Raw genomic sequence first — 14,427 nt, 5'->3', positions numbered from 1 at the left:
CTCACCTCTGCGGCCTTCGTATGAACGTGATTCCGTGGCGGAATGCATGCTCATGCGGGGGCCGTCCGCCTGTCCGGCGAATGCCCAGGTGAGTGAACCTGTGCGACTCGATGTTCGAGATCAGAGGCGAGAGACAAACTCAGGCGTTCCACCATTCATCGGTGCCACAGCCGACCTCGTAGTGCCACCAACCTTCCTCTTGGCCTTGCGTCAGTAGGGCCTTGATCCCCGCGAAGTCCGCGCCGGCCGGCGCAGTGAAGGCCACCATGGGGAAGTCCACACTGAAGACCTCGCCTCCAAGACGGAACGCCGAAAGGCGCTGGTGCACTGCCTGCGGACTGCGTCCCAGGGGGCCGGTGGGCACGGGCACCACACGGACCGTGCAGTTGCCGGAGGAGTTGACCCGACCGACAGCCCAGTGGAGCCCGTCGGAGTCAGTCCGGTACCGCACCACGTCGCCTTCGGCCACCCCATCCTGAAGGAAGGGGACGTTCTGCACACGGGCCGTATCGTCGCCGAGCTTCGTGGCCCACAGCCCTTCCGTGTCCTGTGGGAACCACCCCTCACGAGGGACAAGGCGGAACCAGACCTTGATCTTCTCGACCGCGCTCTCCATGACGGTCATCATGCGCCGACCGGCAACACCGCCCCGCACCGGGCCCGATCCGGGCGATCAACCGTAGCTGTCACGCGAGTGCCTGAGGATAAAAGACAAGCTCAGCCGGTGGACAGGATGCGCGGGCTCGGGCAGCGGCCAGGAACCAACGGTGCGCTGGGTGAATCGGCACAGCCAAGGTCGCGGCTCAGTCCGGCACCCGCGTGCGGAAGTTCGCCAGGCGGGCCGCCACCTCCACAGCGTTCTGGTCGAGCCAGGCGGTCAATTTCGGGTTGGCGGCCGCCCGTGCCTTACTGCCCCGCGGCGCCAGCGTCTCCCAAATCACCGAACCACCGTGGCTATGCCCAACCAAGTGGTATCGGACGCCCCGTCGTTCCAGGTCGAACAGAAGTACCAGCAGATCCATGCTCGCGGACAGTCGCTTCGACTGCGCATTGGCCCCGCTCCAGTGGAACAGTCGCCCAGGCGGCAGTCTCGTACCCTTGGGTAGCGTCGCGGTCAGAGCCTGCCAGGTGGAGCTGCCGCGCTGCCACCAGCGGTCGCCGTCGTCACGGCGCTCCTTGTCACCAGCGAAGGTCCCATGGACCAGGATCACGAGCTCATCCGGCTGTTCGTCCGCCATGTCCGGCATCATGACTAAACTCCCCGCCGATCCGCCCGCAGTTCCGGGATTTCGAGACTCGAACGCAACAGTTGATCACGAAACAGGTCGCAGCGACGATGCAACGATTCTCGCAAACGGTCCTTTGCGCGAGCAAGATCAATCACGAGCCGCCATCCCCTCGCCGACTCCGGATTCGCTCTCAGAACCTGTTCTCACTCAAAAGTGGGATGGACCTCCTTCTGAGACTTGCATTGTGCGAAAATCCGGGCCCATGACGGACCCTCAGCAGCCCTCCGACCGGTCGGACGCCGGCGACGTCGAACAGCACGCCTGTCCGAAGTGTGACGCCCAGCCCGGCTCGCCGTGTCGCTCGCGCGGCGGCGCCGTCGCCTCCGCCTACCACACCCGCCGCTTCACGATGGTGCCCCGGCTGAAGAAGGCACTGCGGGTGCCCACCCCGGCCGACCGCGGCCCGGGCCGGCCGTGGCGCCCGGGCACCCCGCCCCCAGCGCCGATCGACCCGGACCTGCCGAGCGCGGACATCCGCATCGGCTACGCCCGCTGCTCGACCCTCGGGCAGGAACTCGACTCCCAGCTCGACGCGCTCAGCAAGCACGGCATCCCCAGGGACAAGATCTTCAGTGAGAAGATCAGCACCCGCGTCCGGGTCCGCCCCCGGTTCGAGCCGCGCGGGAGGTCAAGGCGCACGCGCCGCACTGCCGGGTCATCTTCACGGTGTACGAGATGAAGCGGCTCGGCCGTGACGCCGCCGAGCTCACCGCGCTCGCCGACCACCTCACCGCCCACGGCCTGGTCCTGGAGATGCTCGCCGGGCCCCTGCCCGGCATCTACGACCCCACCGGGCCGGGCAAGCTGCTGTTCGCGTTCTTCGCCGCGATGGCGGAGACCGAGCGGGAGAACATCCGCGAGTCCACGCTTGAAGGGCTCGACACCGCAGCCCGGAAGGGCAAGCACGGCGGCCGACCGCCGGTCATCACCGACGACATGCTCCACACCGTGCTGCGACGCCGGGTTCTCGGTGAGTCCGTCGAGCAGATCCAGCCCGACCTGATCATCCCCACCGGCAAGCGCAAGGGACAGAGCCCCTCTGTCGCCAGCATTTACCGGGCGCTCGCCGAACACGCCAAGCGCGAGGCGTACCCCGAAGCCGTCGAGCAGGCTCACGCCGACTTCGCCGTCCTCGCCGGCCCCGAAGTTCCTGAACCCCCGCTTGGAAACCAAGGCCCCAACGACACGCTGAGTTACTTGTCACTTCGTGGCAGCTTCGGGAGAACAGGGCCGATTTATCAGGAACTCACCGCGTCGTGCGGGGAATCGGACGTCCAGTCCAGAAGCAGACGGAGAGCGTCCGCCGAAGAACTGCCGGATGCTGCGGAATAGACCACCAGGGTCTGACGTGGATCATCAACCACGCGCAGCGTCTCGTGGGAAAGCCGCAGATCTCCCACGATGGGGTGGTGGAAGGCCTTGGCGCCGGATGTCTTGTCCCGTACCCGGTGGTCGGCCCACAGAGAACGGAATTCTGGGCTCTTGACGGCCAACTCGCCGATCACAGAGGTCAGGAGGGGGTCTTCTGGGTAACGAGCGGCTTCCATGCGCAAACAGGCCGCGTTTTCCCGGGCGTGTTCCTTCCAGTTCGCGTAGAGGTCCCTGGAGTTCCGGTCGAGAAAGGCCATCTTCGCGATGTTGCGGTCGGCCGGCCGCAGGTCGCCGAAGTCACCCAGGAGCGCGGCGGCCGCCCGGTTCCAGGCAAGTACGGACATGGCACGGCCCATCACCAGGGCGGGGTGTCCGATGAGGGAGTCCAGCATGTTCCGCAGCGTCGGCCGGACGGTCTGCTTCTGGTGGCGGTCAGCACTCTGGCGGTGCCCGGAGTGAGGGGTTGTGCCGGCGATCCGGTGCAGATGGCGGGTTTCCTCGTCGTCCAAACGCAGGGCGCGGGCCAAGGAGTCCAGGATTTCCGCCGAGACGGCCGAAACACGTCCCTGTTCCATACGGGTGTAGTAGTCGACGCTGATCGCGGCAGCCTGTGCGACTTCTTCACGTCGTAGTCCCGCCACCCGCCGAATTCCACCATCGGTTGACAGGCCGATGTCTTCAGGCGCGAGTCTGGATCGCCGGGCCCTGAGGAATTCCCTGAGATCGGTGGGTGAACTCATAAGTTGATTCAGCCTCTTCACGTATTGTTCGTGCCTGGGCCTGCCTGTACCACCCTGAATTTGGTCAAGCGGCACGGCAGTTGAGGGTTTGCCTGCGGTCCGTGGCAAGGGATGAAAGGAGAAGAGAGCAGCGACAAAGGCGGAGGAGCCTGTCGTCGTGATGACCTCTTCGCCGCGCGTGCAGGCGTAACGTCGCACGGGATTGCGGACCTTGCCCGCCCCTGCCGGAAGGCGAGAAATGCTCAGCCCGTCATGGTGCTGCGGAGGCAGCCCGGGCGGGTGCCTCCACGAAGGTGGCGTCGGCTGTCTTGCCGCGCGGGGTCATGCCAAGGGCGCACAGCGCCGCGAGGAGTGCGGCGCCCGACACGAGCCACCAGCCGTGCGGGGAGGGGCGTGCGGCGTCGCCGGAGGCGGTGGTGGCCGCGAGGGTGGCGACCAGGGCCGCGATGCCGAGGCTGTTGCCGATCTGGTGGCTCATGTTGACCATGGCCGATCCCGTGGCGCCCTGGGTGGGGCGCAAGTCGGCGGTGGCGCAGGCGAGGATGGTCGGCATGGTGAGCCCTACGCCGGCTCCCGAGATGAGCATGCTGGGCAACAGGTCGGTGGCGTAGTGGGGATGCGTCTCGATCCGCAGTGCCAGCAGCGCGGCGGCGAGCCCATACAGCAGGCTGCCGACGGTGGCGATCACGCCGGCTGGCAGCCGGCGCGTCACGTACTGCGCGAGCGCGGCGAACAGCGGCACCATGAGCGGTCCCGGGGCGACGGCCAGTCCCGTCCTGACCGCGCTGTAGTGCCACACCTGTTGCGTCCACAGGACGATGGCCAGCAGGTTGGCGCCGAAGGCGACGGAGAACAGCAGCGCCGTGGCGTTGGACCAGGCGAACGCCCTCACACGGAGCAGGGCGGGCTCGACCAGGGGCGCAGGGTGGCGCGCCGTGCGATGGGCGAACACGGCGGCTCCCGCGGCGGCCAGCAGGAGGCACTCCACGGTCGCGGGCGATGCCCAGCCCCAGCCGGGGCCCTCGACGAGGGCCAGACTGAGCGAGCCGATCGACAGCGCGAGGACCAGGCCCCCGAAGACGTCGGGGATCGTGCCCGTCACGTTCTTGCGGACATCGGGCAGGACACGGGCGCCGGCAACGAGTGCCAGCACGCCCACGGGCACGTTGACCAGGAAGATCCACCGCCAGGACGACTGCACCAGCAGCCCGCCCAGACCCGGTCCGGCGGCCGCGGCCAGGGCACCGGAGGCGGACCAGATCCGCACCGCTCTGGTGCGCCGTTCGGGGGCCGTGGCCGCGAGCAGCAGGCCCAGGCTGGCCGGGGTCAGTGCCGCCGCCCCCACCGCCTGCAGGCCGCGGAAGAGGACCAGGGTCCACAGTCCGGGGCTGGCCGCACACGCGGCGCTGGCCGAGGTGAACAATGTCAGGCCCAGCAGGAAGCCGCGCTTGGCGCCGTAGCGGTCGGCCAGGCTGCCCAGCGGCACCAGCAGCGCGGCGTAGGTGATGGCGTAGGCGTTCAGGATCCAGCTCATGTCCGCCAGGGAGGCGCCGGGGAAGTCATGGCCGATGTCGTCGAGAGCCACGTTCACAATGAACACGTCCAGGCCCGCCATGAAGCCGGACGCACACAGCACGGTCAATACGATGCCCGGTCGCTGCCGCGCCCGGCTGGGTGTCGGCTCCACGACCACCTGACTTGAGGATGCCATAGTCAGAACGTACCTTTCCCGCCTGGCTATGTAAAATTGCAGCCAGAGGAGGTGGTCATGGAATCGACGCACATGACCCTGGTGGGTGAGTTGGCCGACCGGACAACGTGGACCGCTGACGACTGTTCCATCGACGGGACGATGCGCGTTCTGGGAACCCGGTCCGCCATGCTGATCATGCGCGAGGCGCACTACGGGACCACCCGGTACGACGACTTCGTACAACGCGTCGGCATCACGGAGGCTGTCGCCGCGGCACGCCTGCGGGAACTGGTGGCCGCGGGGCTTCTGGAGCGCCGCCCGTACCAGGAGCCCGGACAGCGCACCCGTCATGAGTACGTACTGACCCCGGCCGGCGTGGATTTCCAGCCGGTTCTGGTAGCGCTCATGCAGTGGGGGGACCAGCACGTGCCCCGGTCCTCGGGGCCCCCGCTGACTCTGCACCACACGGACTGCGACGAGCCGGTGGCCGCACGGCTGATGTGCGCCGCGGGGCATGAGGTGAAACCCGAGGAGGTCACGGTGCGGTCGACCCGGCGTTAGGGCCCTTCGGGCCCTTTCCGATCGCTCTGCCGTGCATGGCGTCAGGTCCGCCGCGCACGGCCGGGGAGGCGCTGGAACGGCATCGGATTCATCGCGGCACTGGGCGGAATCGAGGAGCCCTGCCCGGGCGAGGGGGAAGGCCGCCGCACCTGCGCCGGCGGCGCCGCCCTCACGCCTCGGCCACCAGGTCCAGCCGCCCTCGCATGTCCCAGCCGGGCACGAGCATTTCCTCGGCGAGATCGGCGTCGTCGACCTTCTCCCCGCAGGCGGAGCAGTGGCTCTCCAGCTCCAGCGGGTGATCGTGGTGGGCCAGGCGCATCGGAGGGGTGGTCACGGCCCACTTGTCGCCCCAGGTGAGCAGCGCCCGCAGGACAGGGCGAAGGTCCTCGCCGGCCTCGGTGAGGTAGTAGCCCTCGTGGCGGGCGCCCTCGCTCACGGGGCGACGTTCGAGCACCCCCGCCTCGACCAGGTCGCGCAGCCGTGCTGTCAGCCGGTCACGCGGGGCGCCCGTGTTGCGGGCGATCTGGCTGAACTGGTGATTACCGAAGATCACTTCCCGGATCACCAGCATCGACCAGCGGTCGCCGATCAGCTGCACGGACGCCGCGACGGCGCACGGCCGGCCGGCAACGGTCTGGGGATCACGTCGGACAACCATGCCCCCATACTGCCACGCAATTCGGTTTGGAGGCCAAACTGAAAAATGGTCCGTGCGGCCCGCCCACCCTCAGGCCGCGACGATGCGGCGACTGCCCGCGGTGCTCCGGAAGCGGGCACGGTAGGCCGTCGGTGAGACGCCGAGGGTGTGCTGGAAGACCCGGCGCAGGGACTCCGACGAACCGAACCCCGCCTGCTGCGCCACGTCTTCCACCGTGCCGCTGCCGTTCTCCAGAAGGACCTGAGCTGCCTCCACCCTGACGGATTCGACGTACTGCCCGGGCGGCATGCCGATCTCGCTGCGGAAGAGCCGTCCCAGGTGCCGGGTGCTCACCCCGCCGACAGCGGCCAGGGAATCGAGGGTGTGCTCGGCCGCAGGGTCGGCGCCCACATGATCCATCACCCGTCGCACCGCCAGGTGCCGGGGCTGGCCGTGAACCATCCGGGCGCTGAACTGCGCCTGCCCGCCGGGCCTGGCCATGAAGACCACCAGTTGTCTGGCCACGCTGCGCGCCACCCCGGCCCCCCAGTCCTCCTCGACCAGGGCCAGCGCAAGGTCGATGCCCGCCGTGACGCCGGCCGACGTGAGCACGTGGCCGTCCCGGACGAAGACCGGATCGTTTTCCACCCGGACCTCCGGGAAGGCAGCCGCCAGGTCCGGTGCGAGCTCCCAGTGCGTCGCGGCGCGCCGGCCGTCCAGCGTGCCGGCCGCGGCCAGGACGAACGCTCCCGCGCACACGGAGACCACGCGCGCGGCCCGGCCGGTCAGGCGCGTGACCGACTCCACCAGGTCCGCGTCGCCGACAGCGGCCCGCCAGTCGCTGCGCCCGGGCACCAGCAAAGTGCCGATCCGGCGGGGAAGCGAGGAGACTGGCCCGCTGACGCCGACCACCAGTCCCGAGGAGGTGACGACATCGGCACCGGTGGGCGAGACGACGCGGACGTCGTAGTGCGCGCCGTAGCGATTGGCGGTCGTGAAGACCTCGACCGGGCCAGTGACGTCGAGAAGCTGAACCGCGTCGAAGGCGACGACGGCCACGGTGTGACGGCGGTGGGACACCGGCGGACCTACTCCTTCCACGGGGACTCAAGGATCGTACGGACGAAGTCGCCGCGCTGGAAGCCGGGGACGAAGTGCTCCAGAACGTCCGCCTTCACGTTGCCGAACGTCGTGTCCGGCTTGGGGCGGATGCCGTCGGTGAACGCCCCCAGTATCCGGTGCTTGAAGTCGGGGCGAGGGTGCAGGGCCACGATCTCGGCCCGGTCGGCCTCCGGGATCGCACCGTAGTCGATGCCCAGGACGTCGTACTCCACACCGGCGGTGACCAGGGCCACCTCCGGCTCCATGAACTGCGGGATCCCGGGCGTGGTGTGCAGGGCGATCGCGGTCCAGACGCGGCGAATGCTGTCTTCCGGGATCCCGTGCGCCGTGAGGAACCGCTTCGCCTCCTCCGCGCTGTCCACCTCGAAGCGGCGGCCACTGCCGTGGAAGGCCTCGCTGAGGCCTACGTCGTGGAACATGGCGCCGATGTAGAGCAGTTCCGGGTCGAAGCTGAGGTCGCGGTTGCGTCCCTGCAGGCTGCCGAAGAAGTACACCCGGCGCGAGTGGTGGTAGATGAGTTCGCTCGTGGTGTCCCGGATCAGCTCCGTCGCCTCGCGGGCCAGTTTCGTCCCCGGTACGTCCACGTTCGCCACCGCGGCGCCGTCGATTCCCATGGTGTCAGCCTTCCTGGTGTGCGGCCGCCGTCCACTCGGCGACGCCACCTTCAGCCTGGCGCCGGCGGCCCCCGCCGCGCCATGGCGATATAGCCAGCCATCCCACAAATACGGACATGCGTCGGACCGGTTCGGCGATCGTCACCCCGGCTCGGCGCCTGGCTCTGGCCGGGCGCGGCAGAAGTGAGCTGGTGCTCACTTGGCCGCATCCGCACGGGCGGGCTGCGCACGCGACTCGATACGCGTGGGCGCCTCGGGGGATCCATCAGGATGGTCGTGAATCCAGGACAGGCCGCCGATGTCGAGCCGGCGGCGAGTACGAGTGACGGCGACATAGGCGAGGCGGGCCTCGCCGTCGTCGATCGGCGCGGGCACAGGACGGCCGGTGCCGTCGTCCTGGTCGCTGTCCTTGGGCGGGGCGAAGTCGTCGGCGATTCTCACACGGGCCCATTCGCGGCCCTTGGCCTTGTGCGCGGTGGAGACGGTGACCTCGGCCTGCTGTTCGGGGGTGAGCCGCGCGACGGCGCTGATGATGGCATCGGTGCCGTGGGTGTCGACCAGGTCCACCAGGGGCTGCAGGTCCCGTCCTGCCGGGTCGTGGCTGGCGTAGTCCTGCAGTTCGCCCCAGGAGGGGAACAGGACCAGTTCGGGGTGGGTGGTGCGGCGGCCTTCCTTCAGGTCGCGGGCGGCCAGGGCCAGGGCCCGCAGGCTGTCTCCTCCCCCGACCAGGGCCACCCGGTGCCTGGTGGCCAGCAGCTCCATGACCTGGGCCATTGCGCCGACGTTGGTGCGGCACAGCACCGCGTCCGGATGGGCGACGGGCCCGAGTTCGGTGGGCACGGCCTCGGTGCCGGTGAGGCGGATCGGGGCGTCGGCGATGGCCAGCCACCGGTTGGCCTCATGCGCCAGACACGGGCCGAAGCGGAAGGACTGGGACAGGGCGAGCTGGGTGCCGTCGAAGCCGGTCATGACGTCTTTGGCGCCGCGCCAGTCGTAGATGGCCTGGGCGGAGTCGCCGACCATCACCAGCTGGGCGTGGCCGCGCTGGTCGAGGAAGATCTGTTCGACGACGGGGTTGGTGTCCTGGGCCTCGTCCAGCAGCAGGAAGTCGGTGTCGATTTTCGGATTCGTGAGGGACCAGATCTTCAGGTAGTGGTCGTGGTCGAAGCGCACCGCGCCGTCGTCGGGGTGCTGCAGGTCGGCCCAGGCCTTGCGGGCGAAGGGGACGATGTGGGCGGCGAGTTGGGCGTGCAGGGCGCGGTCTTCCAGGCCTCGCAGGTGCGGGACATGGCGGCTCGTGATGGCGGGGGCGGCGGTGTGGCAGAAGCGGGCCACGGTGCGCAGGGTGGCGTTGGAGAGCGTCTTTTGGGACAGGTCGCGGTCGCCGATGCGGATGGCTTTGGTGATGCCGAGGGCCTGCCCGGTCTGCCAGGCCGGGCGGCGGGGCGCGTTCAGGCGGCGGGTGTAGCGGTGGCCGACGGCGGCATAGGCCAGCGCGTGGGCGGTCTTGCAGGTAACGGTGGACGGGAAGCGGGCGCGCGCGTCCTGGGCGATGGCCCGGTTGTAGGCGAGGTAGCGGCCGCGGCGCCGGGTGGCGTGGGCGAGCTGGGCCAGGGTGGTGGTCTTGCCGGTGCCCGCGCCAGCCTGCAGAGCCAGGTGGTCGCCGTTGTGGAATGCATCGGCTGCGGCTTGCTGTTCGTCGGTGGGGGTCAGCACAGCGTGGCTCCGGGGGTGCGGGTGAGGGCGCGGCCGACGGCGGCGAGGAGATGGGGTGCGGTGGTGTGGGCGAGCAGGGTCTGGACTGCGCGGTCGAGGCGCTCGGCCTCCTCGCTGGCGTGTCGGACCAGGGCCCGGTGGAGGGCCAGTTCCAGGAAGAGGCGCGGTGGTTGTCCCGCGCTGTCGGCGGCGGCCTGGAGAGCAGCGTGTGTGGCGGGCGGGAAGGCGACGTTGAGGAGGATCTTGCCGTCCGCGTCGGGGTAGTGTGTGGTGATCACGTCGATGGGGAGCAGTCCGCCGGTCTGGCGGCGCAGTCGGTTGAGGGCCTTTCCTGTGGTTTTGGCGGGTACCAGGGCCAGGAGGTGGGTGGCGTCGTGGTTGGCGGCGAGCGGCATCGTGCGGGTGGCCCGGTGGAGTTCGGTCGGGGTGAGGGGCCGGGTCAGGATGATGTCCAGGGCGTGGTGCGGCATCGTCAGGCCTTCCCGTGATGGCCGGGCGCGGCGTGGGGCAAGCGGGTCCGGATGTGCGCCGCGTGGAGAAGGGGGTCGAAGACCTGCCATCCGGCGAGGGCGAGGTCGGCGGCGCCCGGATTGGCGGCGTGGGCGGGGCAGCGCTGGGTACGCCAGCGCATCTGCTCGGTGTACGGCAGGCGGCTGAGGTCGTAGACGGCCATCAGGGTGGCGGGCAGGGTGAGTTGGCCGCGCTGTGGGCTCGCGGGGAGCAGCGTCCATAGGCCTTGGGAGGTGTCGGGGGCGAGCACGGGCTCCGGGCAGCGGTGGCGGTACCGGGTCTGTGCCACACATCGGATGCCCTCGACGGGGGTTTCGGCGAGGTAGCGGCCCAGCAGGAGTTGTACGACGGACCGGGCTGGGCGGTTGCTGCCGGCGGGCGGCTCGCAGGCAGCGGGCGGTTGGCAGGCAGCGGGCGGGGCCGGGGTGAAGGCGCCGGTGTCGATGAGGCGGCGGGTGCGGACGGCGAGTTGGCGGCGTACCGCCTCAAGGTGCGGGCCGGTCCGGGTAGTGGGGGTGCGGTCCGGGCAGAGCACGGCGTGCGGGACGCGGCACCAGGCGCTGCCGTCACCGTGCGGGTGGGCGATGCCACTGCTCAGGTGCCAGCGGCAGGAAGCCGGGACGTCAGCGGCGGTCAGCTCGGCGGGGTGCAGAGCGATGGGCCGCTGGTCGCCGCCCTGATAGAAGTCGATGCGGTTGCCGCATCGGCGGCAGCGGCCGCTCTGGCCGGCGCGCAGCAGGCGGCTGGGGCTGGTGGCGGCCACGCGCAGCGGACGGCGCGTCGGTGTGGTGCGGGGGCTGCCGTCCCAGGGGCAGCCGGTGGAGAGGGTGTTGGGGTGCATGGCGGGGACCGTGCCAGGCGACACCCCGCGATGGCGGGGACGGACAGGGCCGTGTCCCCCGGGCGGCCCAGCGGTATCGAACGCGCAAGCCAGTCGACGCACGAAGGTTCGGTGCGTGCTCGCCGGTTCGGGTGAATCGCCGAACGGTGGGCGAGCAGGTGCAGTGCGGTCAGGAGTCCGGGGTGCCGGGTGGGGTGTGGTTGTCGCAGATGGGGCCCAGCAGGTGGTCGATGGGGACGTCGAAGGCGTGGGCGAGGGCGTGCCAGGTGGTGACGCTGCCGGTGGTGCGGCCGTGTTCGAGGTCGATGAGGGTGCGCCGGGCCAGGCCGCTGCGGGCGGCGAGTTCGTCGAAGGTCCAGCCGCGCGTGTCCCTCAGGCGCGCCAGCGTCACACGCAGCGCAGTGAGGTCGGGGTCAGGCGGCAAGATCGTCACCCCACCATCCGACGGTGCAGACCCCTGCCCTGTCAGTGCGGGTTTCTGCACTATCGATGCAGGTGGACGACGGACGGTTCGGCACTGCGGGAGGGCAGGGATCTGCACTACGGTGCGGCCGACTCCCGCTCTTGCACTGGGAGGGCACGTCACCTGGACAGCACGGGATTCGGATGGGAGGGCAACGGGCCGATGCGGCTTGCCAGCACGCACGCCACGGTGCAGCGCATCTGGACGGTGGAACTGCGCCCACTACCGGGCGGGCCGGCTCTGGCCTGTCCTCGCTGCACGCTGCACGGCCACCCCGTGCAGGCCGCCTCCGCACGGTCCGCAGCCCTGACCCATCTGGCCCGCCACGCCCGCACCGACGCACTGCCGGGGCACCTGCGCACCTGCCAGTGCAGGGCACGCGGCTGCCAGTGGCATCCCCGCCACCGCGGCTGTGCGGGACCGGTGCTCCTCGCCCTCACCCGCGACCGCAGCGGCCGCACCTGGCGTCTCGCCGACGCCTGCGCCGCCTGCGCGGCCGCCACCAGTCACACCGCCGTCGTCCCCTCAACCCTCCTCACCCCACGCCCTCCCCGACCCGTCCGGCGCCGGCCCGCGCCGCCGGGCGGCCCGGCCGAACGCACCCGTGTGCGGGAGATGCTCACCTATCTGGCAGCGGCACTCCCCCAGTTCACCTCCCCCGCCGCCCGCCTGCTCGCCCTGCAGTGCGCCCTGCGCTCGGACACCCACGGCCATGTCCGGCTGCCCGATGGCCTATTGCGCGGCATGCGGCTGCACGGCCGCGGCGAACTGTGGGAGGAGCTGGAACACACACGATGGCTACGCCGCACAGCCGGCAAGCACCCGCATACACAGGCACAGCTGCTGGATGTGGCAGTCCTCTCACAGCAACCGGGCGGCCGAGCACGGGCCCGCGCCGCGCACTGGGCCCTGTACCCCACTCCCCTGGCGTCGCCGGCCGGACGGCCTGTGGCTTTGCAGTTGACCGCACTGGCCCTTGCCTCGCACACCTCGGGAGACGCCGGTGGTGCCGACATGGAGGTGCTCACCCGCCTGTGCGGACACTCCCCCCACCAGACCGCCGAACTCCTCGACCGGCTGACCGCATCACACACACTGACCATGTGGCACCACAACCGCGAAACCGACGAAGTCTTCTGGCACCTGCCCCCACAGCACACCACAGCACGACCCGGTGAGCACCGACCGCACTGACTACGGCGCATGGACGACAGGGCGGCTGAGCGCAAGACATCGCCCGAGCGGAACAATCAGCTCCGCCCGCCCGTACTATCGCTACCCGGGAGCAGACTGCACCAGGTGCGGCCACCCATGACTCAATCAAGCCCTGCGGAACCACCGCCCAGCCCAGGCGCCCGCACTGAGGGTTAACTTCAGCCCGTGGCCGCGCCCCGAGGAAAGGCCAGCATCATGCCTGACACCCAGACCGCCACCACCGAACTGACATCGCATTACACGGCCCAGGTGGCAGGCGACCTTGAGCGCAACGCCAAGGAGCAGGACCGCATCGGCGCGGAAATCGACGCACTGCAGGAACAACTGTGCGCCCTGCAACACGACCACACCGTGCTGACCAGCATGCAGAAGGCGCTCGGTGGCACGGACGCTGCCCCCGAAGCGGCCGCAGCGCCTTCAGTGCCGCGGCAAAAGACCGCCACTCAGCCCGGTGCGGGCAAGCGGGTACGGGCGAAGAAGACTGTCACTGCTCAAGGCGGCGAGGCGGTCAAGAAGCCGGCCGCCAAGAAGCCCGAGGACGCAGCCAAGACGACGACAGCGAAGGCGGCCCAGCCCACTCTCGTCGAACTGATCCGCCGCCACCTCGCCGATCAGGGCGAACCCCGCTCCGCAGCGGAAATCGCCACCGCACTCGGCCAGGCCCACCCCGACCGGAATATCAAGACCACCGTCGTACGCACCACAGTCGAAGGACTCGTCGCCAAGAGCCACGCCCAACGCACCAAGCAGGGCAGCTCCGTCTACTACACCACCACCGACACCCCGAAACCCGCCGCACCCGCAACACCGTCGGCCGAGGACCTGCCCGAGACCAACTGATCACCGGCGCACTTTGGGACGCTCCAGAAACCTGCCGCCAGTGAACCGCCTCGGGCTCCTCGTCCGTCATCAGCCGCCCGTGCACCAGCTTTCACGAACCCGGGGGCGCATCGTGGCGAGGTACCGGTAGCGGCCTCACTCCATGATCCGATTGGCCAGCTACCCGCAACGCCACCGAGGCAACCAGTGCACTCCAGCTGCCGCCCACCCGTGCCCGAGGTGCAGTGTCTGGTCCAGGGGCGGTCATGGGGCAGTCCAGTGATCCGGGTATGGGTGACGGTACCCGCGCCTCTCGCCCGCGCCCTCTCCGGATTGGTGTGGAGCGGGAGCACCGCGCATTCCCGTGTGCCCGCTGTCCGTGGCGTACCGACGCCGACCTCACCGCCTGCTCCGACGAGGACATGGACATGCTGCGCCGGGCCGACGGGCGGCCAGGAACGGAGGCTGCGGTCGATGCTCCTGTGGTCGCCTGTCACCTCGACCAACCGGACACCGCGCACGCGTTCCGGTGGTGCGCCGGCTGGCCGGCCGCCGTCGGCGCAGACCATCTGGCCATCCGCCTGGCCATCGCCTTTGAAGCGCTGCCCGACCACGCTGTCGCACCACGCTCCCACTGGCCGCGCCTGTACGCCAGTTTGGACGCACTCCTCGAAGCACGCGACGCACAACTTGCGCGACAAATCGAGCCGTTCGAGCCTCCGGGCGGATGAACGGGCCGGGGCGGGAGTGTCATGAATTAGGTGGGAACTTCACCCGAAGGGACACCTGATGATGATCCAGAAGACTCACTCTCTCGAGACGGTGGGCGGCGTGTC

At 69.8% G+C, this 14,427-nt stretch carries 17 protein-coding genes; 6 read left to right on the top strand and 11 right to left on the bottom strand.

Annotated features, from left to right (window positions below; genetic code table 11):
- Positions 1-139 precede the first annotated feature (139 nt).
- Both M2271_RS40495 and M2271_RS40490 read right to left on the bottom strand, forming a co-directional pair.
- On the bottom strand, positions 140-628 hold the full coding sequence (locus tag M2271_RS40495) for a DUF4265 domain-containing protein (RefSeq protein ID WP_280892476.1): 489 nt from the start codon (positions 626-628) through the stop codon (positions 140-142).
- A gap of 175 nt (positions 629-803) precedes the next feature.
- Positions 804-1,238, bottom strand: a complete 435-nt coding sequence (locus tag M2271_RS40490; RefSeq protein ID WP_280892475.1) for a hypothetical protein — start codon at positions 1,236-1,238, stop codon at positions 804-806.
- 253 nt (positions 1,239-1,491) lie between these two features.
- On the opposite strand from M2271_RS40490, the gene M2271_RS40485 reads away from it, so the two are divergent.
- Together M2271_RS40485 and M2271_RS40480 are read left to right on the top strand one after the other, a co-directional pair.
- Entirely contained in the window at positions 1,492-1,968 is a 477-nt protein-coding gene (locus M2271_RS40485) for a recombinase family protein (RefSeq protein WP_280892474.1), read from the top strand.
- A complete protein-coding gene (locus tag M2271_RS40480; RefSeq protein ID WP_280892473.1) occupies positions 1,965-2,621 on the top strand; it encodes a recombinase family protein in 657 nt (218 codons plus the stop codon). The genes M2271_RS40485 and M2271_RS40480 overlap by 4 nt, the downstream gene beginning before the upstream one ends.
- Here the strand turns inward: M2271_RS40480 and M2271_RS40475 are convergent.
- Together M2271_RS40475 and M2271_RS40470 are read right to left on the bottom strand one after the other, a co-directional pair.
- Entirely contained in the window at positions 2,528-3,598 is a 1,071-nt protein-coding gene (locus M2271_RS40475; protein WP_280892472.1) for a helix-turn-helix transcriptional regulator, read from the bottom strand. The two genes, M2271_RS40480 and M2271_RS40475, sit on opposite strands and share 94 nt — an antisense overlap.
- Positions 3,599-3,650: 52 nt before the next feature.
- A complete protein-coding gene (locus tag M2271_RS40470; RefSeq protein ID WP_280892471.1) occupies positions 3,651-5,111 on the bottom strand; it encodes an MFS transporter in 1,461 nt (486 codons plus the stop codon).
- A 57-nt stretch (positions 5,112-5,168) separates the two neighbouring features.
- On the opposite strand from M2271_RS40470, the gene M2271_RS40465 reads away from it, so the two are divergent.
- Positions 5,169-5,654 carry a helix-turn-helix domain-containing protein gene (locus tag M2271_RS40465; RefSeq protein WP_280892470.1) on the top strand — a complete coding sequence of 162 codons (486 nt, stop codon included), beginning with the start codon at positions 5,169-5,171 and terminating at the stop codon, positions 5,652-5,654.
- A 169-nt stretch (positions 5,655-5,823) separates the two neighbouring features.
- On the opposite strand, the gene M2271_RS40460 is transcribed toward M2271_RS40465, so the two are convergent.
- The 7 genes from M2271_RS40460 to M2271_RS40430 all read right to left on the bottom strand — a co-directional run bounded on the left by M2271_RS40460 (position 5,824) and on the right by M2271_RS40430 (position 11,527).
- Complete coding sequence (locus M2271_RS40460) at positions 5,824-6,312, bottom strand: helix-turn-helix domain-containing protein (protein WP_280892469.1); 489 nt, start codon at positions 6,310-6,312, stop codon at positions 5,824-5,826.
- Positions 6,313-6,381: 69 nt separating this feature from the next.
- Positions 6,382-7,371 (bottom strand): GlxA family transcriptional regulator, encoded by a 990-nt coding sequence (locus M2271_RS40455; RefSeq protein ID WP_280892468.1) that lies wholly within the window; start codon positions 7,369-7,371, stop codon positions 6,382-6,384.
- Between the two features lie 8 nt (positions 7,372-7,379).
- Positions 7,380-8,027, bottom strand: coding sequence for an HD domain-containing protein (locus M2271_RS40450; RefSeq protein WP_280892467.1), 648 nt, complete (start codon positions 8,025-8,027; stop codon positions 7,380-7,382).
- Positions 8,028-8,222: 195 nt separating this feature from the next.
- Positions 8,223-9,740 carry a UvrD-helicase domain-containing protein gene (locus M2271_RS40445; protein WP_280892499.1) on the bottom strand — a complete coding sequence of 506 codons (1,518 nt, stop codon included), beginning with the start codon at positions 9,738-9,740 and terminating at the stop codon, positions 8,223-8,225.
- Positions 9,737-10,219: a hypothetical protein gene (locus tag M2271_RS40440; RefSeq protein ID WP_280892498.1), complete on the bottom strand. Its 483-nt coding sequence runs from the start codon at positions 10,217-10,219 to the stop codon at positions 9,737-9,739. Before M2271_RS40440 ends, M2271_RS40445 begins: the two co-directional genes overlap by 4 nt.
- Positions 10,216-11,094: a DUF6083 domain-containing protein gene (locus M2271_RS40435; RefSeq protein ID WP_280892466.1), complete on the bottom strand. Its 879-nt coding sequence runs from the start codon at positions 11,092-11,094 to the stop codon at positions 10,216-10,218. Before M2271_RS40435 ends, M2271_RS40440 begins: the two co-directional genes overlap by 4 nt.
- A gap of 169 nt (positions 11,095-11,263) precedes the next feature.
- Complete coding sequence (locus M2271_RS40430) at positions 11,264-11,527, bottom strand: helix-turn-helix transcriptional regulator (protein WP_046702854.1); 264 nt, start codon at positions 11,525-11,527, stop codon at positions 11,264-11,266.
- 192 nt (positions 11,528-11,719) lie between these two features.
- On the opposite strand from M2271_RS40430, the gene M2271_RS40425 reads away from it, so the two are divergent.
- From M2271_RS40425 to M2271_RS40415, 3 genes are all read left to right on the top strand, one after another.
- The gene (locus M2271_RS40425) at positions 11,720-12,751 is read left to right on the top strand and encodes a hypothetical protein (RefSeq protein ID WP_280892465.1); all 1,032 of its coding nucleotides are present in this window, start codon (positions 11,720-11,722) and stop codon (positions 12,749-12,751) included.
- 216 nt (positions 12,752-12,967) lie between these two features.
- On the top strand, positions 12,968-13,612 hold the full coding sequence (locus tag M2271_RS40420; protein WP_280892464.1) for a hypothetical protein: 645 nt from the start codon (positions 12,968-12,970) through the stop codon (positions 13,610-13,612).
- 245 nt (positions 13,613-13,857) lie between these two features.
- The gene (locus M2271_RS40415) at positions 13,858-14,322 is read left to right on the top strand and encodes a DUF6283 family protein (RefSeq protein WP_348539233.1); all 465 of its coding nucleotides are present in this window, start codon (positions 13,858-13,860) and stop codon (positions 14,320-14,322) included.
- Positions 14,323-14,427: the final 105 nt, after the last annotated feature.

It is taken from the genome of Streptomyces sp. LBL, assembly GCF_029893585.1.
Taxonomy (GTDB): Bacteria; Actinomycetota; Actinomycetes; order Streptomycetales; family Streptomycetaceae; genus Streptomyces.
Note: the sequence above shows the minus strand (reverse complement) of the source record. Positions and strands in the feature narration are given on the sequence as shown.

Coding starts and splice junctions, on each gene's coding strand:
- M2271_RS40495 (WP_280892476.1), bottom strand. CDS start 628: ATGATGACCGTCATGGAGAGCGCGGTCGAGAAGATCAAGGTCTGGTTC.
- M2271_RS40490 (WP_280892475.1), bottom strand. CDS start 1,238: ATGGCGGACGAACAGCCGGATGAGCTCGTGATCCTGGTCCATGGGACC.
- M2271_RS40485 (WP_280892474.1), top strand. CDS start 1,492: ATGACGGACCCTCAGCAGCCCTCCGACCGGTCGGACGCCGGCGACGTC.
- M2271_RS40480 (WP_280892473.1), top strand. CDS start 1,965: ATGAAGCGGCTCGGCCGTGACGCCGCCGAGCTCACCGCGCTCGCCGAC.
- M2271_RS40470 (WP_280892471.1), bottom strand. CDS start 5,111: ATGGCATCCTCAAGTCAGGTGGTCGTGGAGCCGACACCCAGCCGGGCG.
- M2271_RS40465 (WP_280892470.1), top strand. CDS start 5,169: ATGGAATCGACGCACATGACCCTGGTGGGTGAGTTGGCCGACCGGACA.
- M2271_RS40460 (WP_280892469.1), bottom strand. CDS start 6,312: ATGGTTGTCCGACGTGATCCCCAGACCGTTGCCGGCCGGCCGTGCGCC.
- M2271_RS40450 (WP_280892467.1), bottom strand. CDS start 8,027: ATGGGAATCGACGGCGCCGCGGTGGCGAACGTGGACGTACCGGGGACG.
- M2271_RS40435 (WP_280892466.1), bottom strand. CDS start 11,094: ATGCACCCCAACACCCTCTCCACCGGCTGCCCCTGGGACGGCAGCCCC.
- M2271_RS40425 (WP_280892465.1), top strand. CDS start 11,720: ATGCGGCTTGCCAGCACGCACGCCACGGTGCAGCGCATCTGGACGGTG.
- M2271_RS40420 (WP_280892464.1), top strand. CDS start 12,968: ATGCCTGACACCCAGACCGCCACCACCGAACTGACATCGCATTACACG.
- M2271_RS40415 (WP_348539233.1), top strand. CDS start 13,858: ATGGGGCAGTCCAGTGATCCGGGTATGGGTGACGGTACCCGCGCCTCT.